The 24,924-nt window shown below is 60.9% G+C and carries 25 protein-coding genes and 2 tRNA genes; 17 read left to right on the top strand and 10 right to left on the bottom strand.

Features of this window, described 5'->3' with window-relative positions:
- Positions 1–151 precede the first annotated feature (151 nt).
- Entirely contained in the window at positions 152–373 is a 222-nt protein-coding gene (locus GCN78_RS06530) for a hypothetical protein (RefSeq protein ID WP_152250979.1), read from the top strand.
- A gap of 136 nt (positions 374–509) precedes the next feature.
- On the opposite strand, the gene GCN78_RS06525 is transcribed toward GCN78_RS06530, so the two are convergent.
- From GCN78_RS06525 to GCN78_RS06510, 4 genes are all read right to left on the bottom strand, one after another.
- Positions 510–1,574, bottom strand: coding sequence for an alkene reductase (locus GCN78_RS06525; RefSeq protein ID WP_152250978.1), 1,065 nt, complete (start codon positions 1,572–1,574; stop codon positions 510–512).
- A 66-nt stretch (positions 1,575–1,640) separates the two neighbouring features.
- Positions 1,641–1,937, bottom strand: a complete 297-nt coding sequence (locus tag GCN78_RS06520; RefSeq protein ID WP_152250977.1) for an ArsR/SmtB family transcription factor — start codon at positions 1,935–1,937, stop codon at positions 1,641–1,643.
- 123 nt (positions 1,938–2,060) lie between these two features.
- On the bottom strand, positions 2,061–2,447 hold the full coding sequence (locus GCN78_RS06515) for a helix-turn-helix transcriptional regulator (RefSeq protein WP_152250976.1): 387 nt from the start codon (positions 2,445–2,447) through the stop codon (positions 2,061–2,063).
- A gap of 107 nt (positions 2,448–2,554) precedes the next feature.
- Positions 2,555–2,917, bottom strand: a complete 363-nt coding sequence (locus tag GCN78_RS06510) for a DUF1304 domain-containing protein (RefSeq protein ID WP_413465197.1) — start codon at positions 2,915–2,917, stop codon at positions 2,555–2,557.
- Between the two features lie 208 nt (positions 2,918–3,125).
- On the opposite strand from GCN78_RS06510, the gene sugE reads away from it, so the two are divergent.
- Positions 3,126–3,446, top strand: a complete 321-nt coding sequence (sugE, locus tag GCN78_RS06505; protein WP_092832182.1) for a quaternary ammonium compound efflux SMR transporter SugE — start codon at positions 3,126–3,128, stop codon at positions 3,444–3,446.
- Between the two features lie 23 nt (positions 3,447–3,469).
- Positions 3,470–3,799: an SMR family transporter gene (locus tag GCN78_RS06500; protein ID WP_152250974.1), complete on the top strand. Its 330-nt coding sequence runs from the start codon at positions 3,470–3,472 to the stop codon at positions 3,797–3,799.
- On the opposite strand, the gene GCN78_RS06495 is transcribed toward GCN78_RS06500, so the two are convergent.
- Positions 3,800–4,762, bottom strand: a complete 963-nt coding sequence (locus GCN78_RS06495) for a M14 family metallopeptidase (RefSeq protein ID WP_152250973.1) — start codon at positions 4,760–4,762, stop codon at positions 3,800–3,802. It abuts the gene before it with no gap.
- Positions 4,763–4,901: 139 nt separating this feature from the next.
- Between GCN78_RS06495 and GCN78_RS06490 the strand changes: the two genes are divergently transcribed.
- Positions 4,902–6,014, top strand: coding sequence for an acyltransferase family protein (locus GCN78_RS06490; protein WP_152250972.1), 1,113 nt, complete (start codon positions 4,902–4,904; stop codon positions 6,012–6,014).
- A gap of 14 nt (positions 6,015–6,028) precedes the next feature.
- On the opposite strand, the gene GCN78_RS06485 is transcribed toward GCN78_RS06490, so the two are convergent.
- Complete coding sequence (locus tag GCN78_RS06485; RefSeq protein WP_152250971.1) at positions 6,029–6,493, bottom strand: hypothetical protein; 465 nt, start codon at positions 6,491–6,493, stop codon at positions 6,029–6,031.
- A gap of 149 nt (positions 6,494–6,642) precedes the next feature.
- Here GCN78_RS06485 and GCN78_RS06480 point away from each other — a divergent pair.
- The 12 genes from GCN78_RS06480 (at position 6,643) to GCN78_RS06425 (ending at position 17,379) form a co-directional block, all read left to right on the top strand.
- Positions 6,643–6,719, top strand: a tRNA-Val gene (locus tag GCN78_RS06480).
- An 89-nt stretch (positions 6,720–6,808) separates the two neighbouring features.
- A tRNA-Val gene (locus GCN78_RS06475) sits at positions 6,809–6,885 on the top strand.
- Between the two features lie 210 nt (positions 6,886–7,095).
- Positions 7,096–9,003 carry a threonine--tRNA ligase gene (gene thrS / locus GCN78_RS06470; RefSeq protein WP_152250970.1) on the top strand — a complete coding sequence of 636 codons (1,908 nt, stop codon included), beginning with the start codon at positions 7,096–7,098 and terminating at the stop codon, positions 9,001–9,003.
- Positions 9,004–9,015: 12 nt separating this feature from the next.
- A complete protein-coding gene (gene infC / locus GCN78_RS06465; protein ID WP_205711303.1) occupies positions 9,016–9,576 on the top strand; it encodes a translation initiation factor IF-3 in 561 nt (186 codons plus the stop codon).
- A 227-nt stretch (positions 9,577–9,803) separates the two neighbouring features.
- Positions 9,804–10,001, top strand: a complete 198-nt coding sequence (gene rpmI, locus GCN78_RS06460) for a 50S ribosomal protein L35 (protein ID WP_038493025.1) — start codon at positions 9,804–9,806, stop codon at positions 9,999–10,001.
- Positions 10,002–10,027: 26 nt separating this feature from the next.
- A complete protein-coding gene (gene rplT / locus GCN78_RS06455; RefSeq protein WP_010399214.1) occupies positions 10,028–10,387 on the top strand; it encodes a 50S ribosomal protein L20 in 360 nt (119 codons plus the stop codon).
- 144 nt (positions 10,388–10,531) lie between these two features.
- The gene (gene pheS / locus GCN78_RS06450; protein ID WP_152250969.1) at positions 10,532–11,548 is read left to right on the top strand and encodes a phenylalanine--tRNA ligase subunit alpha; all 1,017 of its coding nucleotides are present in this window, start codon (positions 10,532–10,534) and stop codon (positions 11,546–11,548) included.
- 78 nt (positions 11,549–11,626) lie between these two features.
- Positions 11,627–14,053, top strand: a complete 2,427-nt coding sequence (gene pheT / locus GCN78_RS06445) for a phenylalanine--tRNA ligase subunit beta (RefSeq protein WP_152250968.1) — start codon at positions 11,627–11,629, stop codon at positions 14,051–14,053.
- A gap of 170 nt (positions 14,054–14,223) precedes the next feature.
- The gene (locus GCN78_RS06440; RefSeq protein ID WP_010399205.1) at positions 14,224–14,571 is read left to right on the top strand and encodes an integration host factor subunit alpha; all 348 of its coding nucleotides are present in this window, start codon (positions 14,224–14,226) and stop codon (positions 14,569–14,571) included.
- 10 nt (positions 14,572–14,581) lie between these two features.
- The gene (locus GCN78_RS06435; RefSeq protein ID WP_152250967.1) at positions 14,582–14,986 is read left to right on the top strand and encodes a MerR family transcriptional regulator; all 405 of its coding nucleotides are present in this window, start codon (positions 14,582–14,584) and stop codon (positions 14,984–14,986) included.
- A 200-nt stretch (positions 14,987–15,186) separates the two neighbouring features.
- The gene (locus tag GCN78_RS06430; protein ID WP_034783185.1) at positions 15,187–15,819 is read left to right on the top strand and encodes a response regulator; all 633 of its coding nucleotides are present in this window, start codon (positions 15,187–15,189) and stop codon (positions 15,817–15,819) included.
- A 144-nt stretch (positions 15,820–15,963) separates the two neighbouring features.
- On the top strand, positions 15,964–17,379 hold the full coding sequence (locus GCN78_RS06425; protein WP_152250966.1) for a sensor histidine kinase: 1,416 nt from the start codon (positions 15,964–15,966) through the stop codon (positions 17,377–17,379).
- Positions 17,380–17,451: 72 nt separating this feature from the next.
- Here GCN78_RS06425 and GCN78_RS06420 read toward each other — a convergent pair whose 3' ends face one another.
- Together GCN78_RS06420 and GCN78_RS06415 are read right to left on the bottom strand one after the other, a co-directional pair.
- Positions 17,452–18,261: a Crp/Fnr family transcriptional regulator gene (locus tag GCN78_RS06420; RefSeq protein ID WP_152250965.1), complete on the bottom strand. Its 810-nt coding sequence runs from the start codon at positions 18,259–18,261 to the stop codon at positions 17,452–17,454.
- A gap of 225 nt (positions 18,262–18,486) precedes the next feature.
- Positions 18,487–20,544 carry a methyl-accepting chemotaxis protein gene (locus tag GCN78_RS06415; RefSeq protein WP_152250964.1) on the bottom strand — a complete coding sequence of 686 codons (2,058 nt, stop codon included), beginning with the start codon at positions 20,542–20,544 and terminating at the stop codon, positions 18,487–18,489.
- A 162-nt stretch (positions 20,545–20,706) separates the two neighbouring features.
- Here GCN78_RS06415 and GCN78_RS06410 point away from each other — a divergent pair, with 162 nt between their 5' ends.
- Positions 20,707–22,395 carry a peptide chain release factor 3 gene (locus tag GCN78_RS06410; protein ID WP_413465195.1) on the top strand — a complete coding sequence of 563 codons (1,689 nt, stop codon included), beginning with the start codon at positions 20,707–20,709 and terminating at the stop codon, positions 22,393–22,395.
- Positions 22,396–22,444: 49 nt separating this feature from the next.
- Here the strand turns inward: GCN78_RS06410 and GCN78_RS06405 are convergent, their stop codons facing one another.
- The gene (locus GCN78_RS06405; RefSeq protein ID WP_152250963.1) at positions 22,445–24,337 is read right to left on the bottom strand and encodes a putative bifunctional diguanylate cyclase/phosphodiesterase; all 1,893 of its coding nucleotides are present in this window, start codon (positions 24,335–24,337) and stop codon (positions 22,445–22,447) included.
- Positions 24,338–24,764: 427 nt separating this feature from the next.
- On the bottom strand, positions 24,765–24,893 hold the full coding sequence (locus GCN78_RS29885; RefSeq protein ID WP_264372675.1) for a hypothetical protein: 129 nt from the start codon (positions 24,891–24,893) through the stop codon (positions 24,765–24,767).
- Between the last annotated feature and the right edge of the window lie 31 nt (positions 24,894–24,924).

Below are 24,924 nucleotides of genomic sequence, written 5' to 3'. Positions count from 1 at the left end.
GGCGACAAGCAGCTGAGGCCGCTATTCATGCGGTGTCGGGGCCGTTACTGCCGCTATTTTAACGATGCTTTGTCACGGTGTCGGGCACTAAATGCGCACAGTGTGGTCAAAACTTGATCCAGTGTTGATCCACCCGACAGGGAGCCAGGGCATGAAAAACAGCAGCGACGATGTAACTGGGGAGCATGCGCGAACGGACAAAGTGATGGCCGAGCTCGTCGAGCGGGGCGTCGCTTTCCATCACACCCTGGGGCGGACGGTGGCGACCGCCTATTTGCGCGAACACGCGGTACCGGTCGAGGTGATACGCCGCGTCTTCAGCAGCGTGCAGGCGCGTCGGCCGGCGCGGCCGGCACGGCGCCGATGGCGCTGAAGCCGGGGAAACGGCGGCGCAATAAGAAGGCGGCGGGCGCTGCGATCGTCACGCAGTCAGTTGCGTTGGTATCGTTGCGTCCGCCGCCAAGAAGAGGAGCGGCGCAGCGCCGCTCAGCGTGCTTTCAGGGTGCCGTTCAGGCTTGCGCCGCCAGGGCCGGGTAGTCCGTGTAGCCGGAGGCATCCGGCGCGTACAGAGTATCCGGGTTCAGCGGATTCAAGGGCGCGTCGCTGTGCAGGCGGACGGGCAGGTCGGGGTTGGCGATGAACCACAGGCCAAAGGCGACGGCATCGGCTTCGCCCTTGGCCAGCAGGTTTTCGGCCGCCGCCTTGTCCATTTTCTCGTTGGCAATGTACACGCCGCCGAATTCCTGCTTCAGGTAGGGCCCCAGGCGGTCTTCCCCGAGCGCTTCGCGGGCGCAGATGAAGGCGATGCCACGCTTGCCCAGCTCGCGCGCCACATAGCCGAAGGTGGCGCGCGGGTCGGAATCGCCCATGTCGTGCGCGTCGCGGCGCGGCGCCAGGTGCATGCCGACCCTGTCCGCGCCCCAGACCTCGATGCACGCGTCCGTCACTTCCAGCATCAAACGGGCGCGGTTTTCAATCGAGCCGCCGTAGTTATCGGTGCGCAAGTTGGTGCTGTCTTGCAGGAACTGGTCGAGCAAGTAACCGTTGGCGCCATGGATTTCCACGCCGTCGAAGCCCGCTTTTTTCGCATTTTCGGCGCCCAGGCGGTAGGCCGCCACGATGCCGGGGATCTCCTCCGTGTCGAGCGCGCGCGGCGTGACGAATTCCTGTTTCGGGCGCAGCAGGCTGACGTGGCCGGCCGGCTTGATGGCGCTGGGCGCCACGGGCAAGTCGCCATCGAGGAAGACGGGGGCGGAAATGCGACCCACATGCCACAGCTGCAGCACGATCAGGCCGCCCGCGTCATGCACGGCCTTGGTGATGTGTTTCCAGCCTTCCACCTGTTCCTCGGACCAGATGCCCGGCGTGTCGGCGTAGCCCACGCCCTGCGGCGTGACGGCCGTCGCTTCCGAAATGATCATGCCGGCCGAGGCACGCTGCGTGTAGTACTCGGCCATCAGGGCGTTGGGCACGCGGCCCGGATTGCCGGCGCGCGAACGCGTCAGCGGCGCCATGATGATGCGGTTTTTCAGTTGCAGGCTGCCAATGGTGATGGGGTCGAATAAAGTTGCCATGATTGTCATTTCCTTGTGGGTGCCGGTCAGGCGTCAATGGGTAGGGAGTGCGACGGTATTGCTTGTTTATAAACCTTGCTGCATGTGGTCGAGGAAGGCCGCGATGGTGGCTTCATTGCGGCTGAAGAAGCTCCATTGACCCACCTTGGTCGCCGAAATCAGGCCGGCCTTTTGCAAGCTGGCCAGATGCGCCGAGACCGTCGATTGCGACAGGTTCAGGCGGCGGTCGATCAGGCCGGCGCACACGCCCAGGTGCAGCGGGTGATCCTGCTCCTGGAAATACTGCTCCGGCTCCTTGAGCCATTGCAAAATCTGCCGGCGCACCGGATTGGCCAGCGCCTTGTGGATGGCGTCGATATCCATGTGGTTTCTCCTGAATATGCAATTCGCTTTTCAGCGATGTATATATCGTGTTTTTTCAATTCCAATATCGTCATCTTACGATATAAATGAAAAGCGTGCTGGCGGCGCGCATTTTTTGCAAGGTCAGGCGGGCAGGGAATTGCGCTGCAGCACGGCCGGGCCCGTCAACACGATGCGCACCAGGTCCACCTGGCGCTGGGCGCCGGCCTTGGCGGTGGCGCTCTTGATCTGGGTGCGCGCCGTGTGGATGGAAATGCGCTGGCGTTCGGCATATTCCTGCAAGGAATAGCCGTTGACGAGCGCTTTCGTCAGGCGTGCCAGGGAGGTGATCAGGTCGCTGCTGTCGCTGAGGAACACGGCGATGGCGCTGGTCGAACCGAACGGACTGAGCCAGGAGGGCAGGGGCGTGATGCGCTGGCGCAGCTGTTCGCCCGTCAAGCCGTGCAGTTTGAGCATGCCGCCGTGACCGCCTGCCTCCGTCGTGCCCGTTTGGGCCGCCTCGTGCAGCATGCGCCGCAGCGCGCCGTGTATCGGGCATGTTTCTTGGAAGCATCACCCATTTGGGGTATGCGCCGGCGGCGCGGGGTGGGCCGGCCGGCTGGCCGCCCCGGCAGGAATCAGGCGAAGTGGAACAGCAGCAAGGCGATGACGGCAGGCACCGTTTGCAGGTAGAGGATGCGCGTCATGACGGTCATTGCACCCCATACGCCGGCCACGGCGATGCATGCCAGGCCGAACACGGTGAAGGCATGGGCGATGGCCGCGTCCGGGTGGAAAAAGCCCAGCGCCAGCGCCGCGACGAGAAAACCGTTGTAGCAACCCTGGTTCGACATGGCGGGACGCACGATCTCCGCTTTTTCCTTCGACAGGCCAAACACCTTGCGTCCGCGCGCATCAAACAGCACGGTTTCCAGCAGCACGATATACACGTGCAGCAGCAGGATGAGGGCGGTAAGGATTTGGGCCAGTAGCAGCATCATTGTTCCCGAGAGTGAATGGATGCGCAATTATGCCGCCAAGTGCATGTTTTTTGGCAACTTTCGAATACAGCGGCCGCACTGGCGATAGTGTGCTTGGGGCAAGACTTTTCACCCAATGGTATACTTTTCCCTTTGCTCCTGTGGGGACGACCCCGCTCGATGACGGGGCTGCATGGCGGGGACGACCCTGCCGCCTCGGGAGAAGAGCATGGCGTGGATCATTCTGGTATTGGCAGGGTTGCTGGAAATTGGCTGGGCCATCGGCCTCAAATACAGTGCCGGCTTCACCCGCCTCGTGCCGTCCGCGCTGACGGCCATCTCCATGCTGGGCAGCGTGGTGATGCTGGGCCTGGCCCTGCGCACCTTGCCGCTGGGCACGGCGTATGCCATCTGGACGGGCATCGGCACCGTCGGCACGGCCATCTTCGGCATTATGGTATTGGGCGAGCCGGCCAGCGCCGCGCGCATCGCCTGCATCGCCCTGATCGTCTCGGGCATCCTGGGCTTGAAGCTGCTCAGCCCCCAATAAAGGATGCCAGCATGAGTCTTGCCATGACATATTTTTACCTTGCCATCGCCATCATCGCCGAAGTGATCGCCACCAGCGCCTTGAAGGCATCGGACGGCTTCAGCCGCTTGTGGCCCAGCGTCATCACCGTGGTCGGCTACAGCATCGCCTTCTGGTGTTTGTCGCTGACCTTGAAGGTCATTCCTACCGGCATCGTGTATGCCATCTGGTCGGGCGTGGGCATCGTGCTCATCTCCGCCGTCAGCTGGCTCTGGTTCAAGCAAAGCCTCGATACGCCAGCCCTGATCGGCCTGGGGCTGATCATTGCCGGCGTGCTCGTCATTAACTTGTTCTCAAAATCCGTCGGACATTAATCAAAAGCTGCTGGCCACCCGCGCCAGGTAATACCACTCCGCATTGGCTTGCGCGTTGACGTCCGGGAACAGGATGTAGGCGTCGAATTCGGCCGTCACGGGCGTGCCGTCGGCGCGCACGCCGATCTGCTCGCCCTGTTTCACCTTGTCAAAGCTGGACCAGGTCTTGATGAAGCGGTCGCTTGCATGCAGCTTGTCGTGCACGACGACCATGTTCAGCGCTTCCATGTCGGCGTCGGCGATCGGCTCCGGCTGCGGCGCGTCGATGAAGCCGAGGAAGGCCAAGGTGTTCATGATGGCGCGGTAGGCCACATCCGGCGCGGCCGGGTCCGCATGCTGGCCGCATTCCAGGGTGAGGGCGTAGCCGCCCGTCGAGCGCATGTATTCGGTGGTGCCCACGCCGTAGCGCAAGACCAGGCCCACCTGGTCGCTATTGCCCAGGCGGCGCTGCACGCCTTGGCCATACGCATGCAGCCAGCCATCGACGAAGCGGCGCACGCCCAGGCGGCGCGCCAGCGCGCGTTCCTTGTCTTCATGTTGAAACGGTTGCAGCGGGCCATCGTTGTTGCGCGGCCCCACCATGACGAAAGGCTGGCTGTCGGCATTGAACGAGTGCAAGTCCAGCAGCACGTCGTGCTGGCCCAGCAGCGGGCACAGCCAGTTGGCGATGCGGTCTTCGAAATCCTGCGGATGGTCGTTCGGGAACAGGTTGCGGTTCAGGTTGCGGTCGCCGCTGCGCACGCCATTCGCGTAAGCGAGCGGGTTGGTGATGGGCACGAAGGTGACGCTGCCGGCGAGAATCGAGAGGGCGCCGCTGTCGAGTTCAGCCATCACGCGGTGGATGCCCTTGGTGCCGCAGGTTTCATTGCCGTGCACGGCGCCGGTGACGATCAGGCGCGGGCCGCTGCCCTGGCCCGTGTAGTTGATGGACTTGAAGTGGAGTGCGCTACTCATGCTGGACATATCCTATTGGTATCAGGGAAGGGAAAGCGGGGTCGGCATATTTTAGCGGCATTCCCGGGGCGCGCCCGTAAAAATGTGGCCATGGCAGGGTGCGCCGTGGCATGATCGGCGCCACCGTTGTTTTTCCTTGCCGAGATCCATGTCGTTTTCTTCCTCTTCTTCGCGCCTGTACGGCCTCGACACCTTGCGCGCGCTGGCCATCGTGCTCGTCTTCATGAACCATTATTTGCTGTTCGTCAGCGACGGCGGGGCGTTTGGCTTCTGGGGCGAAATCGGCTGGACAGGTGTGGACCTGTTCTTTGCCCTCAGCGGCTACCTGATCGGCAACCAGATCTTTGCGGCCTTGCGCAGCGAGCACGGCTTTTCCTTGCCGCGCTTCTATGCGCGCCGTTTCCTGCGCACCTTGCCCAGTTTCTATGCCGTGCTGGCGCTGTATTATTTGTGGCCCGCGTTTCGCGGCGATAGCGCGCTGCTGCCGCTGTGGAAATTCCTGACCTTTACGCAAAACATCAATCTGACGCCGGGCACGGCGTTTTCCCATGCGTGGTCGCTGTGCGTGGAAGAACAGTTCTATGTGCTGCTGCCGGCCGTGGCATTGTTGATTGCGGCTTGCCGCAAGTCGCTGCTGTGGGCGTGGCTGGCCGTGGCCGCCAGCTTTATCGTCGGCATGCTGGTGCGCGCGTATCTTTGGGATGAATATGTGCACCTGCCGCGCGGCGGCCTCGGTTATTACAAGTATATTTATTACGCGTCGTGGTGTCGTTTCGACGAGCTGGTGGCGGGCGTCGCGCTGGCGCTGCTGAAAAATTACCACCCGGCCGCCTGGACGCGCCTGACCTCCCATGGCAACCGCGCCTTGCTGGCGGGAATCGCGGGCACGGCGCTGATGTTTTATGTGTTTCTCACCGATCACTATGGATATTGGGTGACGGTGTTTGGTTATCCGGCCCTGGCGGCCAGTTTTACTTTATTGTTGATCGCCGCGCTGAGCCCCGCCAGTGCTTTGTATCAACTGCGCGTGCCGGGCGCGGCCAGCCTGGCCCTGTGGTCGTATGCGATTTACCTGCTGCACAAGCAGTTGTGCATTCTGCTGCGGCCCTTGTTGCAAGGCTTTGGCCACGGGCCGGACGGTGCGCCGGCGATACTGGCCAGTATCACTGTCAGCATCGCCATGGGCTGGCTTTTATATAGAGTGGTGGAAACGCCGTTCATGCGTTGGCGGGCGCGCTATGTGCCCGCCAATCATGCGTGACGACTACATGTCGATCACATGTCGATCACATCGAGTCCCCGCGGCGTGCCCACCAGTAATTCCAGGATGGCATGCACGCGCAGGTTCGTGTCTTCATGTTCCGTGTTGTAGATCAAGGTGCGCAGGCCGGGCACGGTTTCCGTGATGTGGTCGCTGGTGTAGGCATTGATCAATAACAAGACCAGGTCCGTGGCGCCCGCGCCGGGCTGGCGCCGCAGCCGGTCGTGGATCACGTTCAGCAGCGCGCGCTGCATGCGCGGCGTGGGATTGGTGATGTAGGCGAAGACGCTCGGCGTGTTGGCGATGGCCGCGCAGATGCGCCGTTCGATCTCGTCGGGCTTCACGTCGGAGGCGATATCGAAATACGCGGCATCCCAGCGCGTGCGCGCATACGGGTGATTGGGCGGGAAGGAGTCGGCCGTTTCAAAACCGCAGATGCGGCTCAGGGTTTTCAGCCAGGCGAATAGGGTGGAGTTCATGCCGCGATTCTAGCGGCATTCCGCATGTGCCGGGTCGACTCACTATAATAGAGGGCTGACGCCCGGGAAGCGGATCAAAAACAGATTAAAGTTTCCTGTAAAACAGCCCTTGTCATTCTGGGAAAGCCTCTCTATAATGCTGGTCTTCGGGGCGGTTAGTTCAGCTGGTTAGAATACTTGGTCGACATCCAAGGGGTCGGGGATTCGAATTCCTCACCGCCCACCAGAATTTAGCAGTAGGCAGTTTTCAAGAGTTTTAAGCTGGCGCAAGCCGCAAGCGGTCATTTGAAATACAATGATCAACAAAAGTTTTACGGGCGGTTAGTTCAGCTGGTTAGAATACTTGGTCGACATCCAAGGGGTCGGGGATTCGAATTCCTCACCGCCCACCAGAATGCAGTTAGAGAGAAAGGTAAAACCGGTTATGACACCGCGAACTACTACCAAGCTTTGGGAGTGACGCTAGTCGAACGGGTTTCCTTTGTCTCAAGAAAGTGAAAAACGCGGCTAGTCCGCGTTTTTTTGCGTCTGCGTTTTCCTTTCAGTTATTTACACATCACATTGCAGTTTTACCTGGCGCCAGCGCCGATATGGAGATCAATATGCTTACAATCCGACTTCCCGATGGTTCCGCCCGTCAATTTGACGGCCCGGTCACCGTGGCCCAGGTTGCGGCCAATATTGGTACCGGCCTGGCCAAGGCTGCGCTGGCCGGCAAGGTCGACGGCAAGCTGGTCGATACCTCCTATCTGATCGAGCAAGACGCGGAACTGGCGATTGTGACGGACAAGGACGCCGATGGCCTGGAAGTGATCCGCCACTCGACGGCCCACTTGCTGGCCTATGCCGTCAAGGAATTGTTCCCTGAAGCGCAAGTGACCATCGGTCCCGTGATCGACAACGGCTTCTATTATGACTTCGCCTACAAGCGTCCGTTCACGCCGGAAGACCTGGTCGCGATCGAAAAGAAGATGGCGGAACTGGCCAAGAAGGATGAGCAAGTCACGCGCAAGGTTGTCGCGCGCGACGAAGCCATCGACTACTTCAAGGGTATCGGCGAAGCCTACAAGGCTGAATTGATCGGTTCGATCCCGGCCGACCAGGAAGTGTCGCTGTATTCCGAAGGCAAGTTCACGGACTTGTGCCGCGGCCCCCACGTGCCATCGACGGGCAAGCTGAAAGTGTTCAAGCTGATGAAGCTGGCCGGCGCCTACTGGCGCGGCGACTCGAAAAACGAGATGCTGCAGCGTATCTATGGCACGGCCTGGGCCAAGAAGGAAGACCAGGAGCTGTATCTGCACAACCTGGAAGAGGCGGAAAAGCGCGATCACCGCAAACTGGGCAAGCAGCTCGATTTCTTCCATTTCCAGGAAGAAGCGCCGGGCCTGATCTTCTGGCACCCGAAAGGCTGGTCGATCTGGCAGCAAGTCGAGCAATACATGCGCAATGTGTACCAGGTCAATGGCTACCAGGAAGTCAAGGCGCCGCAAATTCTCGACCGTGGCCTGTGGGAAAAAACCGGTCACTGGGATAATTATCGTGAAAACATGTTCATCACGGAATCGGAAAACCGCGCCTATGCGCTGAAACCGATGAATTGCCCTGGCCATATCCAGATTTTCAACAACGGCATGCGCAGCTACCGCGACCTGCCTTTGCGCTACGGCGAATTCGGCCAATGCCACCGCAACGAGCCGTCGGGCGCCTTGCACGGCATGATGCGCGTGCGCGGCTTTACGCAGGATGATGGCCACATCTTCTGCCTGGAAGAGCAGATCGCCGGCGAAGTGACGGCCTTCCACCAGCAGGCGATGGATGTGTACACGGCGTTCGGCTTCACGAACATCGATGTGAAACTGGCCTTGCGCCCGGATAACCGCATCGGCACGGAAGAGTCGTGGGATTTCGCCGAGGAATCGTTGCGTTCGGCCTTGCGCGCCTGTGGCGTGGAATGGACGGAATTGCCGGGCGAGGGCGCCTTCTACGGTCCGAAGATCGAATACCACCTGAAGGATAGCCTGGGCCGCGCATGGCAAGTGGGCACCGTGCAGATCGATCCCTCGATGCCGGGCCGTCTGGGTGCCGAATACGTGGCCGTGGACAATACGCGCCAGGTGCCGATCATGCTGCACCGCGCGATCGTCGGTTCGCTGGAACGTTTTATCGGCATCCTGATCGAACACTATGCTGGCGCCATGCCGTTGTGGTTGTCGCCAGTGCAGGTGTCGGTGTTGAATATTTCCGACGCTCAAGCCGACTATGTACAGGAAGTTACAACAAAACTGCGCAAAGCGGGGCTGCGCGTACAGGCTGATTTGCGTAACGAGAAGATTACCTATAAAATACGTGAACATTCCGTACAAAAATTGCCTTACATCTTAGTAATTGGCGACAAAGAGCGGGATGCGAATACAGTGGCCGTGCGGGCGCGGGGCAATGTCGATCTGGGCGTCATGTCCGTCGATGCCCTGATTGAGCGACTCAAACATGAAGTCGACACCAAGGCCTGACGAGGAAACTCGCTGCACGACCGTCTTACAAGATTTTTAAAGGAAATTACAATAGCTACTGACAAGTCACATCGCATCAATGGCGAAATCACTGCCCCTGAAATGCGTTTAAGCGGGGTCGATAACGAGCCACTCGGTATCGTAAGTTTGGCTGAAGCCTTCCGCCTGGCGGAAGAGGCAAACGTCGACCTGGTGGAAATTGCGCCTACCGCGCAGCCACCGGTGTGCCGTTTGATGGACTACGGCAAATTTAAGTATTCGGAGCAAAAGAAAGCTCACGAAGCCAAATTGAAGCAAAAGATCATCCTCGTGAAGGAAGTTAAATTCCGTCCGGGGACTGATGATGGTGACTACAATATCAAGTTGCGTAATCTCATCAAGTTCCTTGAGGACGGCGATAAAACCAAGATCACCTTGCGTTTCCGCGGTCGTGAGATGGCGCACCAGGATATTGGCTTCCGCATGCTGGAACGTCTGAAAGCCGATCTGGAGCCGTACGGCCAGGTCGAGCAGTTCCCGAAGATGGAAGGCCGCCAAATGATCATGGTTCTTTCGCCTAAGAAGAAGAAGTAAGTTACAATAGCGTTTTACTGTGGGTGGAAACTGCGCGTGCCAGCATTGGCGCGGCGTCAAGCCCCAGGCAGAATTTGCGCGGCCCGGCCAGTGATGTCCGGGCCGCGTGAACTGTAGTGGACTCGCATCCGCTGCACAACATGTGAAAGCAGGCATCTAAGCGCAGCGTCGTGTTGCCACCTGCAATCCTGTTATAAATGGAGCTGTCCGTAAGAGGACAGATTGCTATGCCTAAAATGAAGACCAAAAGCTCCGCGAAAAAACGTTTTCGCGTGCGTCCAGGTGGAACAGTCAAGTCGGGTCACGCGTTCAAGCGCCACATCCTGACCAAGAAAACCACCAAAAACAAACGTCAGTTGCGCGGTACCCGTAACATCAACGCATCGGATGTCACATCCGTCATGCGCATGATGCCGACTGCTTAATCTCACACTCAATTTAAGGAGTTACTATGCCTAGAGTAAAACGTGGGGTTACAGCTCGTGCCCGTCATAAGAAGATTCTTGTTCAAGCTAAAGGCTACCGTGGTCGCCGCAGCCGTGTATACCGTGTTGCCAAGCAAGCAGTTATGCGCGCTGGCCAATACGCTTACCGCGATCGCCGCAACAAGAAACGCGTTTTCCGCCGCCTGTGGATCGCCCGTATCAACGCCGCTTCCCGTGAGCATGGCGTAACGTACAGCGTATTCATGAACGGCTTGAAAAAAGCAAATATCGAACTGGACCGTAAAGTCCTGGCCGATATGGCTGTGATGGACAAGCCAGCATTCGCTGCGATTGTCAACGCAGTTAAAGCAAAAATCGCTGCGTAAGCACGGTCATTGCACAACGTCATCCTCAGGGTGACGTTATAAAGAGCGGGGCAGGGGTGTGAACCTTATGCCCCGTTTCCGTTTTTGATTGTTGGATTTTAGATAACCGAGTCCAGAATTGATGTCCAAAACAGGAAATGCCGCATGAACTCCCTAGAAGAACTCGTCGTCTCGGCCCAGGCTGACTTTATCGCCGCCGCAGACGCTGCCGCACTTGAAAACGCCAAAGCCCGCTACCTGGGCAAGACTGGCCAGATTACTGAAATGATGAAGGGCCTGGGCAAGCTGGACCCGGACGCGCGCAAGGCGCAGGGCGCCCTGATCAACGCCGTCAAAGTGAAGATCGAAGACGCGCTGACGGCGCGCCGTGATGCGCTGGCCGATGCCCAAATGCAAGGCCGTCTGAACGCCGAAGCGATCGACGTGACCCTGCCAGGCCGTGGCCGCATGCCCGGCGGCATCCATCCCGTGATGCGCACGTGGGAGCGGGTCGAGGAAATCTTCCGCTCCATCGGTTTCGACGTGGCCGACGGCCCCGAAATCGAGAACGACTGGACCAACTTCACGGCGCTCAACAGCCCGGAAAACCACCCGGCCCGTTCCATGCAGGATACGTTCTACATCGATGGCAACGACACCGATGGCAAACCCCTGCTGCTGCGCACGCACACGAGTCCGATGCAGGTGCGTTATGCGCGCACGCATACGCCGCCGATCAAGGTCATCGCGCCGGGCCGCACCTACCGCGTCGACAGCGACGCCACCCATTCGCCGATGTTCCACCAGGTCGAAGGCCTGTGGATCGCCGAAGACATCAGCTTTGCCGACCTGAAGGGCGTGTACCTGAACTTCGTCAAGGCCTTCTTCGAGACGGACGACCTGCAGGTGCGCTTCCGCCCGTCGTACTTCCCGTTCACGGAACCGTCGGCCGAGATCGACATCGCCTTCGGTTCCGGCCCGCTGAAAGGCCGCTGGCTGGAAGTGTCGGGCGCCGGCCAGGTGCATCCGACCGTGGTGAAGAACTTCGGCCTCGATCCCGAGAAATTCATCGGTTTTGCTTTCGGCTCCGGCCTGGAACGCTTGACGATGCTGCGTTACGGCATCAACGACCTGCGTCTGTTTTATGAAGGCGACTTGCGTTTCCTGAAGCAGTTCAACTAAGCATTGTTCCGTTTGATTCATGGCGCTTGAGCGCCTGTGCGCTCGCGCTGTGAGCTTTGACCCTTTGAAGGCTTGATTATGCAATTTTCCGAAAACTGGCTCCGTACCATGGTCGATCCGAAGATGACTTCGGACGAACTGGCCCATCTGCTGACCATGTCCGGTCTCGAAGTCGAGGACGTCGATCCTGTCGCGCCCCCGTTCTCGAACGTGGTGGTAGGCCTGGTCCTGGAGATGGAAAAACATCCGAATGCGGACCGCCTGAATGTGTGCCAGGTCGACGTCGGCACGGGCACCATGCTCAACATCGTCTGCGGCGCGCCGAACGTGCGCCCGGGCTTGAAAGTCGTTTGCGCGATGGCGGGCGCCGTGCTGCCGCCTGGCGCCGATGGCAAGCCGTTTGAGATCAAGGTGGGCCAGCTGCGCGGCGTCGAGTCGCAAGGCATGCTGTGCTCCGCGCGCGAATTGAAATTGTCGGAAGAAAACGCCGGCCTGATGGAATTGCCGGACGACGCGCCGATCGGCCAGAATTTCCGCGATTATTTCGCGCTCAACGACTTGAAATTCACCATCAAGTTGACGCCGAACAAGGCGGATTGCCTGTCCGTGCTGGGCGTGGCGCGCGAAGTGTCGGCCCTCACGGGCGTGCCGCTGAACGTGCCGCAGTTCCGCACCGTGCCTGTTTCCAGCGATGAAATCCTGCCCGTCAAAGTCAGCGCGCCGGACCTGTGCGGCCGTTTCACGGGCCGTGTCATCCGCGGCTTGAACGCCAAGGCCACCACGCCGGACTGGATGAAGCAGCGCCTCGAGCGCAGCGGCCAGCGTCCGTTGTCGGCCCTGGTCGACATTTCCAACTATGTCATGCTGGAACTGGGCCGTCCCAGCCACGTGTTCGACCTGGCAAAGATCCACGGCAGCCTGGATGTGCGTTGGGGCAAGGCGGGCGAATCCGTCAAGCTGTTGAATGGCAACACCATCGCCGTCGACGAGTGGATCGGCGTCATTGCCGATGACCAGGAAATCGAATCGCTGGCCGGCATCATGGGCGGCGACGCCAGCTCCGTGTCGGACGATACGGACAGCATCTACCTGGAAGCGGCCTTCTGGTGGCCGAACGCCATTCAAGGCCGCGCGCGCCGCCTGAATTTCTCGACCGATGCGGCGCACCGCTTCGAGCGCGGCGTCGACTTCGCCACCACCGTCGAGCACATCGAGCGCATCACGGCCTTGATCGTGGAAATCTGCGGCACGCCAGCGACCACCGTCGGCCCTGTCGACGACCACGTGGTGAACTTGCCGCAACGCCAGCCCGTGGCCATGCGCACGGCGCGCGCGCAAAAAGTCATCGGCGTGCCGCTCAACGACGAGTTGATCGCCGACATTTTCACGCGCCTGGCCCTGCCATACACCCTGGCGGACGGCGTGTTTTCCGTGACCTCGCCCAGCTACCGTTTCGACATCGAGATCGAGGAAGACCTGATCGAGGAAGTGGCGCGCGTGTACGGCTTTGAAAACATCCCGACCTTGCCGCCCGTGGCCGCGAACGTGATGCAGATCGCACCGGAAAATACCCGCTCCTTGTTTGCGGTACGTCATGAGCTGGCCGACCTGGGCTTCCAGGAAGTGGTTAACATGAGCTTTGTCGATACGGCATGGGAGCGCGATTTCTCGGGCAACACCCATCCGATCAAATTGCAGAACCCGATCGCCAGCCAGATGAGCGTGATGCGTTCGTCGCTGATCGGCAGCCTGATCGCCAATGTGCGCTATAACCTGAACCGCAAGACGAACCGCGTGCGCATCTTCGAAGTGGGCGCCATCTACCAGCGCGACGACAGCGTGGAAAATGGTCCCCTGTCGGTGGCCGGTTACGCCCAGCCGAAGCGCGTGGCCGCCATGGCCTACGGCGCGGTGGCGGAGGAGCAATGGGGCCAGCCGTCCCGCACCGTCGATTTCTTCGACGTGAAGGCGGACCTGGAAGCGCTGTTCGCGCCGCTGGTCTTGCGTTTCACCAAGGCGGAACATCCGGCCCTGCATCCTGGCCGTTCGGCCAACGTGGAACTCGATGGCAAGGTCATCGGTTTCATCGGCGAATTGCACCCGCGCTGGATGCAAAAGTACGACTTGCCGCTGGCACCCGTGCTGTTCGAAGTCGACGCCGCCGCCTTGACGCAGCGAGTCGTGCCCGTGTACCAGGAAATCTCGAAATTCCCTGGCGCCAGCCGCGACCTGGCCGTGGTCGTCAAGCAATCGGTGGCCGTGCAGGATCTGCTCGACAGCTTCCATGCCGCCGCCAAGTCGAGCCCGGCAGCGCGTATCGTGCAAGCCATTGTTTTATTTGATGAATATCGTGGAAAAGGGCTGGAAGCGGATGAAAAAAGCCTTGCTTTCCGGATTAGCTTGCAAGATACTCAAAACACCCTGCAAGACGATGTCGTCGATGGCCTGATGGCTGTCCTGATCGATGCGGCCAAGCAGGGCCATGACGCGAAACTGCGTTCGTAATTACCGGACTGGCCGTCGCCTTGCGTGACGGCCTTTCCGTCGTCAACCGTAGACGAGCTTGCCATGTGGCGAGCTCGGGCGCACAGAAAAGGCAGGGCAGGAAAATTAATAACAGCGACGTTGATTCCGCCGTACTGCAGTCCGCACTGGCCGCCGATCTGCATCGGGCCATGCTGGTTGCCAAAGTGCGCCAGGAAGCGGAAAAAGATTTACCCACCTTGACCAAGGCGGAACTGGCCGAACTGTTGTTCGAGCAAGTGGGCCTGAACAAGCGCGAAGCGAAGGATATGGTCGAGACCTTTTTCGACGAGATCCGCAATGCGCTCGAGCGTGGCGAAGCCGTCAAATTGTCCGGTTTCGGCAATTTCCAGTTGCGCGACAAGCCGCAGCGGCCGGGCCGCAACCCGAAGACGGGCGAAGAGATTCCCATCACGGCACGCCGTGTCGTGACCTTTCATGCGAGCCAGAAGCTGAAAAGCATGGTCGAAGAGACCAGCCCGCTGGCACGTGCTGCCTGAGTGAGTGGCGATGAACGAGCGCATCAGTAAAACCGAGTTGATCGCCTTGCCGCCCATTCCGGCGAAACGCTATTTCACGATCGGCGAGGTGAGCGAGTTGTGCGGCGTCAAACCGCACGTGTTGCGCTACTGGGAACAGGAGTTTTCCCAGCTCAAACCGGTCAAACGACGTGGCAACCGCCGTTATTATCAGCACCACGAGGTGCTGCTGATACGCCGTATCCGCGAATTGCTGTACGAGCAAGGTTTTACCATCAGCGGCGCGCGCAACAAGCTCGACAGCCGTGGCGCATCGCATGCCATCGCCGAAGAACTGCCCGTGCTGCCGGCGATGCCCGCCGTGCCGCAGGAAGCGCCGCTGGACCGCGTGTGGATACGCAATGAATTAATTGCGATTTTAAACTTGCTAAAATAAGATTTGTACCCATATAGGTGGGGTTGTCCGATACCGGTTGACTAGACCGCATGGACGCTCCGCTTGGCGCTGATGCTGCCATATGGCGCGCCATATTTTGAATATAATGTTAATGTTGCGTTTTTGTTAGTGACGCTAGGCCGGAGCCGCGTTCAGGTTCCGGTAGTCTTTCCCAGGCCAGGAAAATTTAAGGGGAAACAATGATACGCGTTGCCATTTGTGATGATCACCAAATAGTACGAGCTGGATTCAAACAGATTTTTTCATCGTCGAGCGATTTCAGTGTGGTGGCGGAAGCCGGTACCGGGCGCGAAGCGCTCGATATCGCCCGCCGCGAAATTTGCGACGTGCTGTTGCTCGATATCGCCATGCCCGACCAGAGCGGCATCGATACCTTGCGCACGATTCGCCAGGGACAGCCGGAATTGCCCGTGCTGATACTCAGCGGCTATCCCGCGCAGCAATACGCGCTGAACCTGTTCAAGATGGGCGCGAATGGCTATCTGAACAAGGAATGCGAAGCCGACGAGCTGATGACGGCCGTGCGCACCGTGTTCCAGGGGCGCCGCTATGTCAGCTCCACCGTGGGCGAGTTGCTGGCGCAGTCGTTCGACCGCGACACGAATGCCGCCCTGCATACGGAATTGTCGGATCGCGAGTTCCAGGTCTTCCTGCGTCTGGCGCGCGGCGCCACCGTGTCCGATATCGGTGTGGCCTTGTCGCTGAGCATCAAGACGGTGAGTACTTACCGTACGCGCATCATGGAAAAAATGGGCTTGCAATCCAACAGCGACTTGACCTATTACGCAATGAAAAACAATTTGCTTGACTAACGCTGCGGTGCGATCATGGAAACATGATCGCTCAGCCAGCTAGCCAGCACGACTTGTGCAGTGCAGCAGTTTGTAGCGAGGACTATAATTGGCCGGCGCTGGCGCTCTCTCCCGCGCCGAACCTTGCTAAGGATGCACATCAGGATGTATTTCACCGCTGAACCGGCCCCGCATCACCGCCTGCCCCTGTACAAGACGATCCTGTGCGTCACGTGCGCCTTGCTGCTTGTACTCAATGGTTTCAGTCTCTATCATAATCTGCAGTCGCTGAAGGGCACGAACGCCTTGCTCAGCCAGAGCGCCCGCGTGGCGGACCGCCTGCAGTATCTGAACGTGCTCGTGCTCGATGCGGAAAGCAGCTTGCGCGGCTATTTCATTTCCGGCTCCGAAACGTATCTTGGACCGTCGAAGACGGCGTCCACCGAAATCGAGAATGAATTCAACGAGCTGCAAACCTTGCTCGCGGGCAGTCCTACCCAATTGAAAAACCTGGGCCAGCTGAAAAGCTTGATCCGTCGCAAGATGTCGATGCTGCAACAATCGATCGACGTCTATAAGCAGGGCGGACTGGCCGAGATCGTCAATATTTCCCGCGTGACCGATGATCGCGCCACCATGGACGAGATCCGCCTGCAAGTGGTGATCATGACGCGCGAGCAGAATGAGGCGCTGTCGTCGGGCAGCGCCGCCTTTTACCATGAGTACCAGAAAGCCGTGCTGCTCGGCATCGGCATCAATGCCCTGGCCATCCTCGTGCTGATCATGTTTTACCAGCTGGTGCGGCGCAGCTTCCAGAACCGCGCGGCCGTCGAGTATGCGCTGCAAAATGCCAATGACACCCTGGAATCGACGGTCAGCAAACGTACGGAGCAGTTATCCGTGCTGTCGCGTCATTTGATCAGCGTCAATGAAGTGGAAAAGGCGCGCCTGGCGCGCGAGCTGCACGATGAGTTGGGCGCCAACTTGACGTCGATCAGCATGGACCTGGGCGCCGTCACGCAGCAACTGGCGCACACGCAGCCGGAACTGGCCGCGCAATTGCGCCACGCCAAGGCGACCTTGCTGGAAACGGTGGAACTCAAGCGCCGCATCGTCGAGGATTTGCGCCCCAGCCTGCTGGACAACCTGGGCCTGTGCGCCGCCATCGAAAGCTATTGCGAGGATTTTGCGCGCATGAGTTCGGTTCGCTGCGAAACGGACGTGGCCATCAACATCGACAACCGCGAATCCACTCTGACGATCGCCCTGTTCCGCATCGTGCAGGAATCGCTGACGAATATCCTCAAATATGCGCGCGCCGGCATGGTCAGCGTGACCTTGAAACGCAATGAACACGGCTTAGTGCTGCGCGTGATCGACGACGGCATCGGCATCACGGAAGATGCGCTGCAAAAACCCATGTCGCACGGCTTGCTGGGCATGCGCGAGCGCGCCTTGTTGCTGGGCGGCACCCTCACCGTGCGCCAGGGTCCGTCAGGCAAGGGCACATGCGTGGAAGCCGTGATTCCTTTGCCGCTGACGCCGGAGCCGGACGAGATCAATGAGGATGCCAGCGTCTGATTTCTTGTGGGCATAAAAAAATGGCCGGGCATGCAGCCCGGCCATTTTTTTATGTTGCATTGATTTCGTTCATCAGCAGCGTGATACGTCGCGCAGCAAACGGTCGTATTCCGTCTTGGCCACCTTGTAGCACTCGCCCGCATAGCATTCCAGGCCGGCGCGGTCCAGCACCGTGATATTGCCGCGGCGATAATGGATCAAGCCTTCTTCCTGCAGCTTGCCGGCGGCGGCCGTGATGCTTTCGCGGCGCACGCCCAGCATGATCGAGATCAGCTCTTGCGTCACCTTCAATTCGTTCGATGGCGAACGGTCCAGGCGGTCCAGCAACCAGCGGCACAGCTTTTGCTCGATCGAGCTGTGGCGGCCGCCGACGGCGTTCTGCGCCATCTGCGCAAACAGGGCGTTCGTGTAGCGCATCAGCAGCTGGGGCAGGGCGCCGCCCTGGTTGAAGGCGTCGCGCAAGCTTTGCGTCTTGAGACGGTAGCCGTAGCCGGCGCTTTGCACGACGGCCGTGCACATGGCGCGCTCGCCTGCCAGCAGCGAGGCACCAGCCACGCCTTCATGGCCGACGACGGCGATTTCCGTCGTGGCGCCGTCTTCCATCACGTACAGCAGCGAGATGATGGCGGTGGTGGGGAAATAGCTGTATTCCAGGTTGTTACCGTAGGCATACAATTCCTTGCCGAAAGGCAGTTCCACCAGTTCCAGGTCTTCGAACAGCGATTCGAGCGCGGCGCGCGGCAGGGCGGCCAGCAATTCATTCTGTTGGGCACTGCTGAGGCTAACCCGCGACGCAAGCTTGATTTCGCGTCCGGCCGCTGGCATGGCGCGCGGCAGCAGCTGGTTCTTCTGGACCGGGGCGATAAGTTGAACATGGCTCATAGTATTCCTCACAGGCTTTTTACATCGGAGTGCGACTGCCGCGTTGCTGGTCAAAAAACTTGCCGACTCCATCTGGAGACGGCGTTTTTTCCAACCGCGCGGTGCAGATCGCGATGTAGCTACTTTAAAAGCTTATGTTAGTGGCGAACATAAGATTAGCAGTCGCCACTTTGTAGTCTCTTTTGAGGCGAAATTGTAGTCCTTGTCCTACATCCACACTTTGGCCTAGCTAGCCTTGCGCCGTTCCGCGCGATTTTGTGATATGACGCGCGGTTTGTTGGCGCTCCACAGGCCGGCCGGACGCACGCTGGGCAAGCCGTCGCGCACGGCCGCGGCCGGTGCCTGGCGCGTGGCGGACAGCTCGTGCTCCCCCAGGCGGAAGCGGCTGACGGCCTGCGTCAGCGCCTCGCCTTCCTGGTGCAGGCGCTGCGAACCGGCGCGCGCCTCGTCGACCAGGCCCGCGTTCTGGCGCGTCATGTCATCGATTTGCGCCAGCGCGCCGTTGATGCGGGCGATCTCGCCATTCTGCTCGGCGCCGGCGCTGCTGATGCGTCCGATCACCACGGCCACCTGCTGCACCGCATCGACGACTTGCCGCATGGTGTTGCCGGCCGCATTGACGAGCTCACCGCCCGCGTCCACGGTGGCCACCGAATCGCCGATCAGGCGCTTGATTTCCAGCGCCGCCTCGTTCGAGCGCTGCGCCAGGCTGCGCACTTCGGACGCGACGACGGCAAAGCCGCGCCCTTGCTCGCCGGCCCTGGCCGCTTCCACGGCCGCATTCAGGGCCAGGATATTCGTCTGGAAGGCGATGCCGTTGATGACGCCGATGATGTCGACGATCTTGTGCGAACTGGCCTTGATCGAGGCCATGGTCTCGACCACCGCGCCGACGGTCTGGCCGCCGCGCAGGGCCACGTCGGCCGCTGTCGCCACCAGGGTGCGCCCCTGTCCTACGTGGGCTTCGTTGCGCCCCACGGTGGCCGTCAGCTCGCGCATCGACTCCACGGTGGCGCCCAGCGCATCGGCTTGCGTGGCCGTGTGGCCGGACAGCGCGGCATTGCCCTGCGCGATATCGGCGCCGGCCGCCGCGATGACGGCCGCGCCGCCGCGGATTTCCTGCACCAGGGTGGCCAGGCCATGCGTCATGGCGCCGAAGTCGCGTACCAGGTCGCCGATCTCGTCGTGCGCCTGCGAAGTGATGCGCTGCGACAGGTCGCCCGCCGCAGCCGCGCCGACGGCCACGCGCAACTGCGTCACGTCGCGCGCGAACGCGGCATAAAAGCCCGCGCACAGGTAGGCGGCGGCCAGCAGCACCAGCAGCATGGCCGCCAGGATCAGGGCGCGGCGCGCCTCGTCGCGCGCGATGCGCTGCGCCAGCAAGCCGTCCAGCGCCGTGGCGGAGGCGCCCGAGAGCGCCTGCAGGGCGTCGATCGCCTGCATGCCGGCCGCGTGGAATTGCCCGCCCGAGGTCTGGTCGTAGGAATTCGTCACCTCATTTTTTGTCCGTTCGAGGAAGGCCAGCGCGGCCGGCACGGCTTTCAGGGCCGGCTGCAGATTGGCGCGCAGTGCCGGCTTGGCGGCGAGGATTTCGTCGAAGCGGGCTGGCAGGCGTTCCAGTTCGTGGCGCGCGATCAGGGCGTTGGCGTTGACGAGTTGATCTTCATTCGCTTCGAACAGGCCCGTGTCGATGTAGGCGGCGCCGCGCCCGGCGATGTCCGACAGGCTCTCGGCCAGGTCGGGCAGGGTGGCGGTAAACGCGGCGCTCAGGTGGTTGGCGCCCGCGTCCGGGTCCAGGCTCAAATGCGAGCGGTCGGCCACCAGCTGGCCCAGTTTGGCGGCCTGGCGCAGCAGCGCCGTGTGCGCCGCGTAGCTGTCGCGCGCGGCGAGTCCCGCCTGGCGTCCCAGCAGGGCTTGCCACTGCTTCGTCAGCTCCGCCGCCTGGGGCAGGCCGGCGCCGGCCGGCAAGCGCGCCAGGGCCGCCAGCGCGGCCGTGATGCGCGCGTTCAGCGCCGTGTTGTCCATGCCCGCCTTGCCGCTCAGGCGCAAGTGCTCGAGACCGCGCCGCTGCTGCAGCAGGCGCGTGCCTTCCTGCAGCTGGCGCACATAGGCCACGCCCCGCTGCGCATCCTGCGCCTGGGCCAGCGACTTGCCCAGCTCCGAGATCAGCAGGGTGGTCGCCAGCGCCAGCGGCAGCAGGAAGACCAGGCAGACAAGCATGAATTTGGGCAGCAGGCGCAAGCGCTGCATGAGTCGGATGGCGGGGGTGAGGAGCATTTTCATCGGGTTTCCAGGGTAGGGTGACAACATTTCTGCAGTGCAATGTTGCCTGCGGATTGTGACCCCTTGATGAAGTGGGCGATTTTGCTGGTCGCCACAGTGAAGCAGTTCACACGGAAGGCCGATCCTTCTGTAAAATCGAGGGTTTTTTGCGAGGGCCATATTATGGTCACCAATATGGCCAACGAGAACGACAGCAACACCCCCGATTCCACTGACAACGCGGACATCGCCGCGGCGTCAGTCAGCAGCAAGGCGCCGGCCGTGATCGCGCGCGAAGTGCAGCGCCGCCGCACCTTCGGCATCATTTCCCACCCGGATGCGGGTAAAACCACCCTGACGGAAAAACTGCTGCTGTTCTCGGGCGCGATCCAGATGGCCGGTACCGTCAAGGCGCGTAAATCGGGCCGCCACGCGACGTCGGACTGGATGGAGATCGAGAAGCAGCGCGGCATTTCCGTCGCCTCCTCGGTGATGCAGTTCGAATTCCGCGACCACGTCGTCAACCTGCTCGACACCCCGGGCCACCAGGACTTCTCGGAAGATACCTACCGCGTGCTGACGGCGGTCGACTCGGCGCTGATGGTGATCGATGCGGCCAAGGGCGTGGAAGCGCAGACGATCAAGCTGCTGGCCGTGTGCCGCATGCGCAATACGCCGATCGTCACCTTCATGAACAAGATGGACCGCGAGACGCGCGATCCGCTGGACCTGCTCGACGAACTCGAATCGGTGCTGAAGATCCAGTGCGCGCCCGTCACTTGGCCTATCGGCATGGGCAAGAACTTCCGCGGCGTGTACCACCTGCTGAACGACGAGATCATGCTGTTCAAGGCCGGCGAGGAGAAGGCCGACGGCGCCTTCGAAATCATCAAGGGCATCGACAACCCGCGCCTGCAGGAGATGTTCCCGCTGGAGATGGACCAGTTGCGCATGGAAGTGGAACTGGTGCATGGCGCGTCGAACCCGTTCAACCTGGAGGAATTCCTCTCCGGCGTGCAGACGCCCGTGTTCTTCGGTTCGGCCATCAACAACTTCGGCGTGCGCGAGATCCTGTCGGCCCTGGTCGACTGGGCGCCGGCGCCGCGTCCGCGCGACGCCACCGTGCGTTCCGTCGATCCGACCGAGCAGCCATTCACCGGTTTCGTCTTCAAGATCCAGGCCAACATGGACCCGGCCCACCGCGACCGCATCGCCTTCCTGCGCGTGTGCTCGGGACGTTTCGAGCGCGGCATGAAGGTCAAGCATTTGCGCCTGGGGCGCGAGATCAAGGTGTCGAACGTGGTGACCTTCATGGCATCGTCGCGCGAACAGGTGGAAGAAGCGTACGCGGGCGACATCATCGGCTTGCCGAACCACGGCAACATGCAGATCGGCGACAGTTTTTCCGAAGGCGAGATGCTGACCTTTACGGGCATCCCGTACTTCGCGCCAGACTTCTTCCGTTCCGTGCGCATTCGTAATCCGCTGAAGATCAAGCAGCTGCACAAGGGCTTGCAGCAGCTGGGCGAAGAGGGCGCGGTGCAGGTCTTCAAGCCGGTGCAGGGCGGCGAGCTGGTACTGGGCGCCGTCGGCGTGCTGCAGTTCGAAGTGGTGGCCAGCCGTTTGCTCAACGAGTATGGCGTGGACGCCGTGTTCGAAGGCACCAGCATCAGCAGCGCGCGCTGGGTCAGCTGCGACGACAAGCGCATCCTGCAGGATTTCGAAAACGCGCTGGGCCACAACGTGGCCTACGATGCGGCCGGCAACATGGCCTATCTGGCCACGTCGGGCGTGAACCTGCGCCTGACGGAAGAGCGCTGGCCGAAGCTGACGTTCCACGCGACGCGCGAGCATTCGGCCAAGCTGGCCTGATGACTCTGATGTAGCGACCAGGGGCAGAACCAGTGGTTCTGCCCTTTTTTTACGCCGGCAGTATCGTGCGCGTGCTCCAGTCGCGCCGCTCCAGCAGCAAGGCCGTCAGCTGCGCCGCCGTCATCGGGCGCGCAAAGAAAAAGCCCTGCACGTTGTCGCAGCCGGCTTTTCTCAAGAACTCCACCTGCTGCAGCGTTTCCACCCCTTCGGCCACCACTTTCAGATGCAGGCTGTGCGCCATGGCGATGATGGCCGTGACGATGGCTTCGCCCTCGCCGGGCAGGTCGTGCACGAAGCTGCGGTCGATCTTCAGCTGGTCGATGGGCAGGCGTTTTAAATACGACATCGACGAATAGCCGGTGCCGAAATCGTCGATCGACAGGTGGATGCCCGTTTCCTGCAGGCGCCGCATCAGTTCCACGTTGGCGTGGACATTGTCCATCAGGACGCCCTCCGTGATTTCCAGTTCCAGCAAGCCATGCGGCAGCTGCGTTTCATCGAGGATGGCGCGGATATCGTCCATCAGGCCCGGGTCGCGCGCCTGGCAGGCCGACAGGTTGACGGCCACGTGCTCGAGCGAATCGAGCAGGCCCGCCTTGCACCACAGGGCCGCCTGGCGGCAGGCGCTTTGCAGCACCCAGCGTCCCAGGTCGACGATGATGCCGCTTTCCTCGGCCACGGGGATGAATTCGGCGGGGCTCAGCTGGCCCATGTCGCGGCAGTTCCAGCGTATCAGCGCTTCCACGCCGACGATGCGGCCGCTGCGCAAGTCGATCTGCGGCTGGTAGTGCAAGTACAGTTCCTCGTTTTGCAGCGCGCGGCGCAGGTTCGCTTCCATGCGCAGGCGGCGCTGCGCGCGCAATTCCATTTCCGCCTTGAACACGGTGTAGCGGTTCTTGCCCTGGTGCTTGGCGTGGTACATGGCCGTATCGGCATTGCGCGTCAGCGTGGCCACGTCCTGCGCGTCGAACGGATACAGGCTCACGCCGATGCTGGCGCTGACATACAGCTGGTGGCCTTCGAGGTCGAACGGCGCGGCCAGCACGGCGAGGATCTTGCGCGCTACGCTGGCCATTTCCGAGGCGTCGTCGGCCGGTTCGACGATGACGACGAATTCGTCGCCGCCGATGCGGCAGATGATGTCGGTGCCGCGCAGGATGGCCACCAGGCGCTCGGAGACGAGCTTGAGCAGCTGGTCGCCGCAGTGGTGGCCCAGCGTATCGTTGACGATCTTGAAGTTGTCCAGGTCCAGCAGCAGCAAGCCCACGCTGCTGTCCTGGCGGTCCGCGCGCCCCAGCGCGTAGGCCAGGGCGTCATTGAATTCATGGCGGTTCGGCAGTTGCGTGACCGGGTCGACATGGGCCAGGTAATGCAAATGGCGTTCCGCATCCTGGGCGGCGGTGCGCGTGCGGCGCACCATCAGGAAGGTCAGGCCGAACGCGCACAGGCAGACCAGCAGGGTGAAGGCGGCAAACTGCGCCAGGCTGGCGTACAGCGGCGCCAGGCTGGCGCGCAGGTACAGCGCGCCACCGCCGGGCAAGGCTGTCAGGATGGCGGCGCTGCCGTCCAGGTAATCGATGTGCAGGCCGTTGCGCGGCGCCGTGGGCGCGGCATCGGTGCCGCTGCGCGCGTAGCGGGCAAACGGCGTGCCATAGGGGCTGTAGAGGATTGCTTGCCGGACATGCGGGGCGGCGGCGAGGGAAGCGAGGAGTTGTTGCGCGGCAAGACGATTGTCCTCGCGCATGGCCTGGGTGGCGGCTGGCGCCAGCATGTCGGCCTGGATGCGCAGCGTGCGCTGGAAGGATGCCTGGAGGGAAAACAACTGGAAGAGGATCAGCAGCAGGCTGGCCATGGCCAGCATGGCCGCCGCGGCCAGCAAGTTCAGCTTGGCGATCCGGTCGCCGCGCAATTGCGCCGATGGCAGCGTCAATGGCGCCATCATGACGCTTTCTCCTGCCTGCCCCGCTTGCCGTCGCCCCCTGTGATCGCGCCTCGCCCTGCCATACTTTACGTTCCAGTCTGATGAAAACCGAAGTGAGCCGGAACTCTCAACGTGTTGTTAAGGCCGACATATTGTCATTTCGCAGCGTGAAAGTACAGGGCGCGCGGCAATTTTGTATGCCTGCCACAGGCCGGTGGCGGCAGGCTAAGCAGGTCGTAATAAATTATTGTGATTTCTGACTTCCATCACCGGCGCTCTGCGGCGTTACCCGCTGCTAGCAGTGCCTGCACTGCGTCGCAACGGGCGCCTTGCAGCGCATCCGGTTCTGTTCGTCATAACTTCACAATCATTTCCCGCGACCTACGTAGGCAACAAGTCAGGCGGAAAAGGCAAGGGGTGTCTTTCTAATAATAATTTAAACTGAATTCTAATCCTTTTTTTGCCAGCCGGTTTTTTCCTTTAAAAACATGCTGACAATAAACAAAATGCCATCAAGAATAACTTCCATGTCGCCGCCATCCCGGTATGGATTAACTTTTTTGTCCGTATGGTGCATTGCAAGTCATTGATTTTAATAAATTTTAATG

The sequence above is a fragment of the Janthinobacterium rivuli genome (assembly GCF_009208735.1).
Classification (GTDB): Bacteria; Pseudomonadota; Gammaproteobacteria; order Burkholderiales; family Burkholderiaceae_D; genus Janthinobacterium.
This window is presented reverse-complemented; position numbering and strand designations above follow the sequence as displayed.

What these genes read in the sequence shown, in the direction of transcription:
- GCN78_RS06495 (WP_152250973.1), bottom strand. Translation starts at nt 4,762, where the DNA reads ATGTCCAGCATGAGTAGCGCACTCCACTTCAAGTCCATCAACTACACG.
- GCN78_RS06525 (WP_152250978.1), bottom strand. Translation starts at nt 1,574, where the DNA reads ATGGCAACTTTATTCGACCCCATCACCATTGGCAGCCTGCAACTGAAA.
- GCN78_RS06420 (WP_152250965.1), bottom strand. Translation starts at nt 18,261, where the DNA reads ATGAGCCATGTTCAACTTATCGCCCCGGTCCAGAAGAACCAGCTGCTG.
- GCN78_RS06405 (WP_152250963.1), bottom strand. Translation starts at nt 24,337, where the DNA reads ATGATGGCGCCATTGACGCTGCCATCGGCGCAATTGCGCGGCGACCGG.
- GCN78_RS06500 (WP_152250974.1), top strand. Translation starts at nt 3,470, where the DNA reads ATGACATATTTTTACCTTGCCATCGCCATCATCGCCGAAGTGATCGCC.
- GCN78_RS06410 (WP_413465195.1), top strand. Translation starts at nt 20,707, where the DNA reads ATGGTCACCAATATGGCCAACGAGAACGACAGCAACACCCCCGATTCC.
- GCN78_RS06415 (WP_152250964.1), bottom strand. Translation starts at nt 20,544, where the DNA reads ATGAAAATGCTCCTCACCCCCGCCATCCGACTCATGCAGCGCTTGCGC.
- GCN78_RS06520 (WP_152250977.1), bottom strand. Translation starts at nt 1,937, where the DNA reads ATGGATATCGACGCCATCCACAAGGCGCTGGCCAATCCGGTGCGCCGG.
- GCN78_RS06425 (WP_152250966.1), top strand. Translation starts at nt 15,964, where the DNA reads ATGTATTTCACCGCTGAACCGGCCCCGCATCACCGCCTGCCCCTGTAC.
- GCN78_RS06435 (WP_152250967.1), top strand. Translation starts at nt 14,582, where the DNA reads ATGAACGAGCGCATCAGTAAAACCGAGTTGATCGCCTTGCCGCCCATT.
- rpmI (WP_038493025.1), top strand. Translation starts at nt 9,804, where the DNA reads ATGCCTAAAATGAAGACCAAAAGCTCCGCGAAAAAACGTTTTCGCGTG.
- rplT (WP_010399214.1), top strand. Translation starts at nt 10,028, where the DNA reads ATGCCTAGAGTAAAACGTGGGGTTACAGCTCGTGCCCGTCATAAGAAG.
- GCN78_RS06430 (WP_034783185.1), top strand. Translation starts at nt 15,187, where the DNA reads ATGATACGCGTTGCCATTTGTGATGATCACCAAATAGTACGAGCTGGA.
- pheT (WP_152250968.1), top strand. Translation starts at nt 11,627, where the DNA reads ATGCAATTTTCCGAAAACTGGCTCCGTACCATGGTCGATCCGAAGATG.
- thrS (WP_152250970.1), top strand. Translation starts at nt 7,096, where the DNA reads ATGCTTACAATCCGACTTCCCGATGGTTCCGCCCGTCAATTTGACGGC.
- GCN78_RS06510 (WP_413465197.1), bottom strand. Translation starts at nt 2,917, where the DNA reads ATGATGCTGCTACTGGCCCAAATCCTTACCGCCCTCATCCTGCTGCTG.
- GCN78_RS06515 (WP_152250976.1), bottom strand. Translation starts at nt 2,447, where the DNA reads ATGCTGCACGAGGCGGCCCAAACGGGCACGACGGAGGCAGGCGGTCAC.
- GCN78_RS06440 (WP_010399205.1), top strand. Translation starts at nt 14,224, where the DNA reads ATGCTGGTTGCCAAAGTGCGCCAGGAAGCGGAAAAAGATTTACCCACC.
- sugE (WP_092832182.1), top strand. Translation starts at nt 3,126, where the DNA reads ATGGCGTGGATCATTCTGGTATTGGCAGGGTTGCTGGAAATTGGCTGG.
- GCN78_RS06485 (WP_152250971.1), bottom strand. Translation starts at nt 6,493, where the DNA reads ATGAACTCCACCCTATTCGCCTGGCTGAAAACCCTGAGCCGCATCTGC.
- GCN78_RS06490 (WP_152250972.1), top strand. Translation starts at nt 4,902, where the DNA reads ATGTCGTTTTCTTCCTCTTCTTCGCGCCTGTACGGCCTCGACACCTTG.
- pheS (WP_152250969.1), top strand. Translation starts at nt 10,532, where the DNA reads ATGAACTCCCTAGAAGAACTCGTCGTCTCGGCCCAGGCTGACTTTATC.
- GCN78_RS29885 (WP_264372675.1), bottom strand. Translation starts at nt 24,893, where the DNA reads ATGCACCATACGGACAAAAAAGTTAATCCATACCGGGATGGCGGCGAC.
- GCN78_RS06530 (WP_152250979.1), top strand. Translation starts at nt 152, where the DNA reads ATGAAAAACAGCAGCGACGATGTAACTGGGGAGCATGCGCGAACGGAC.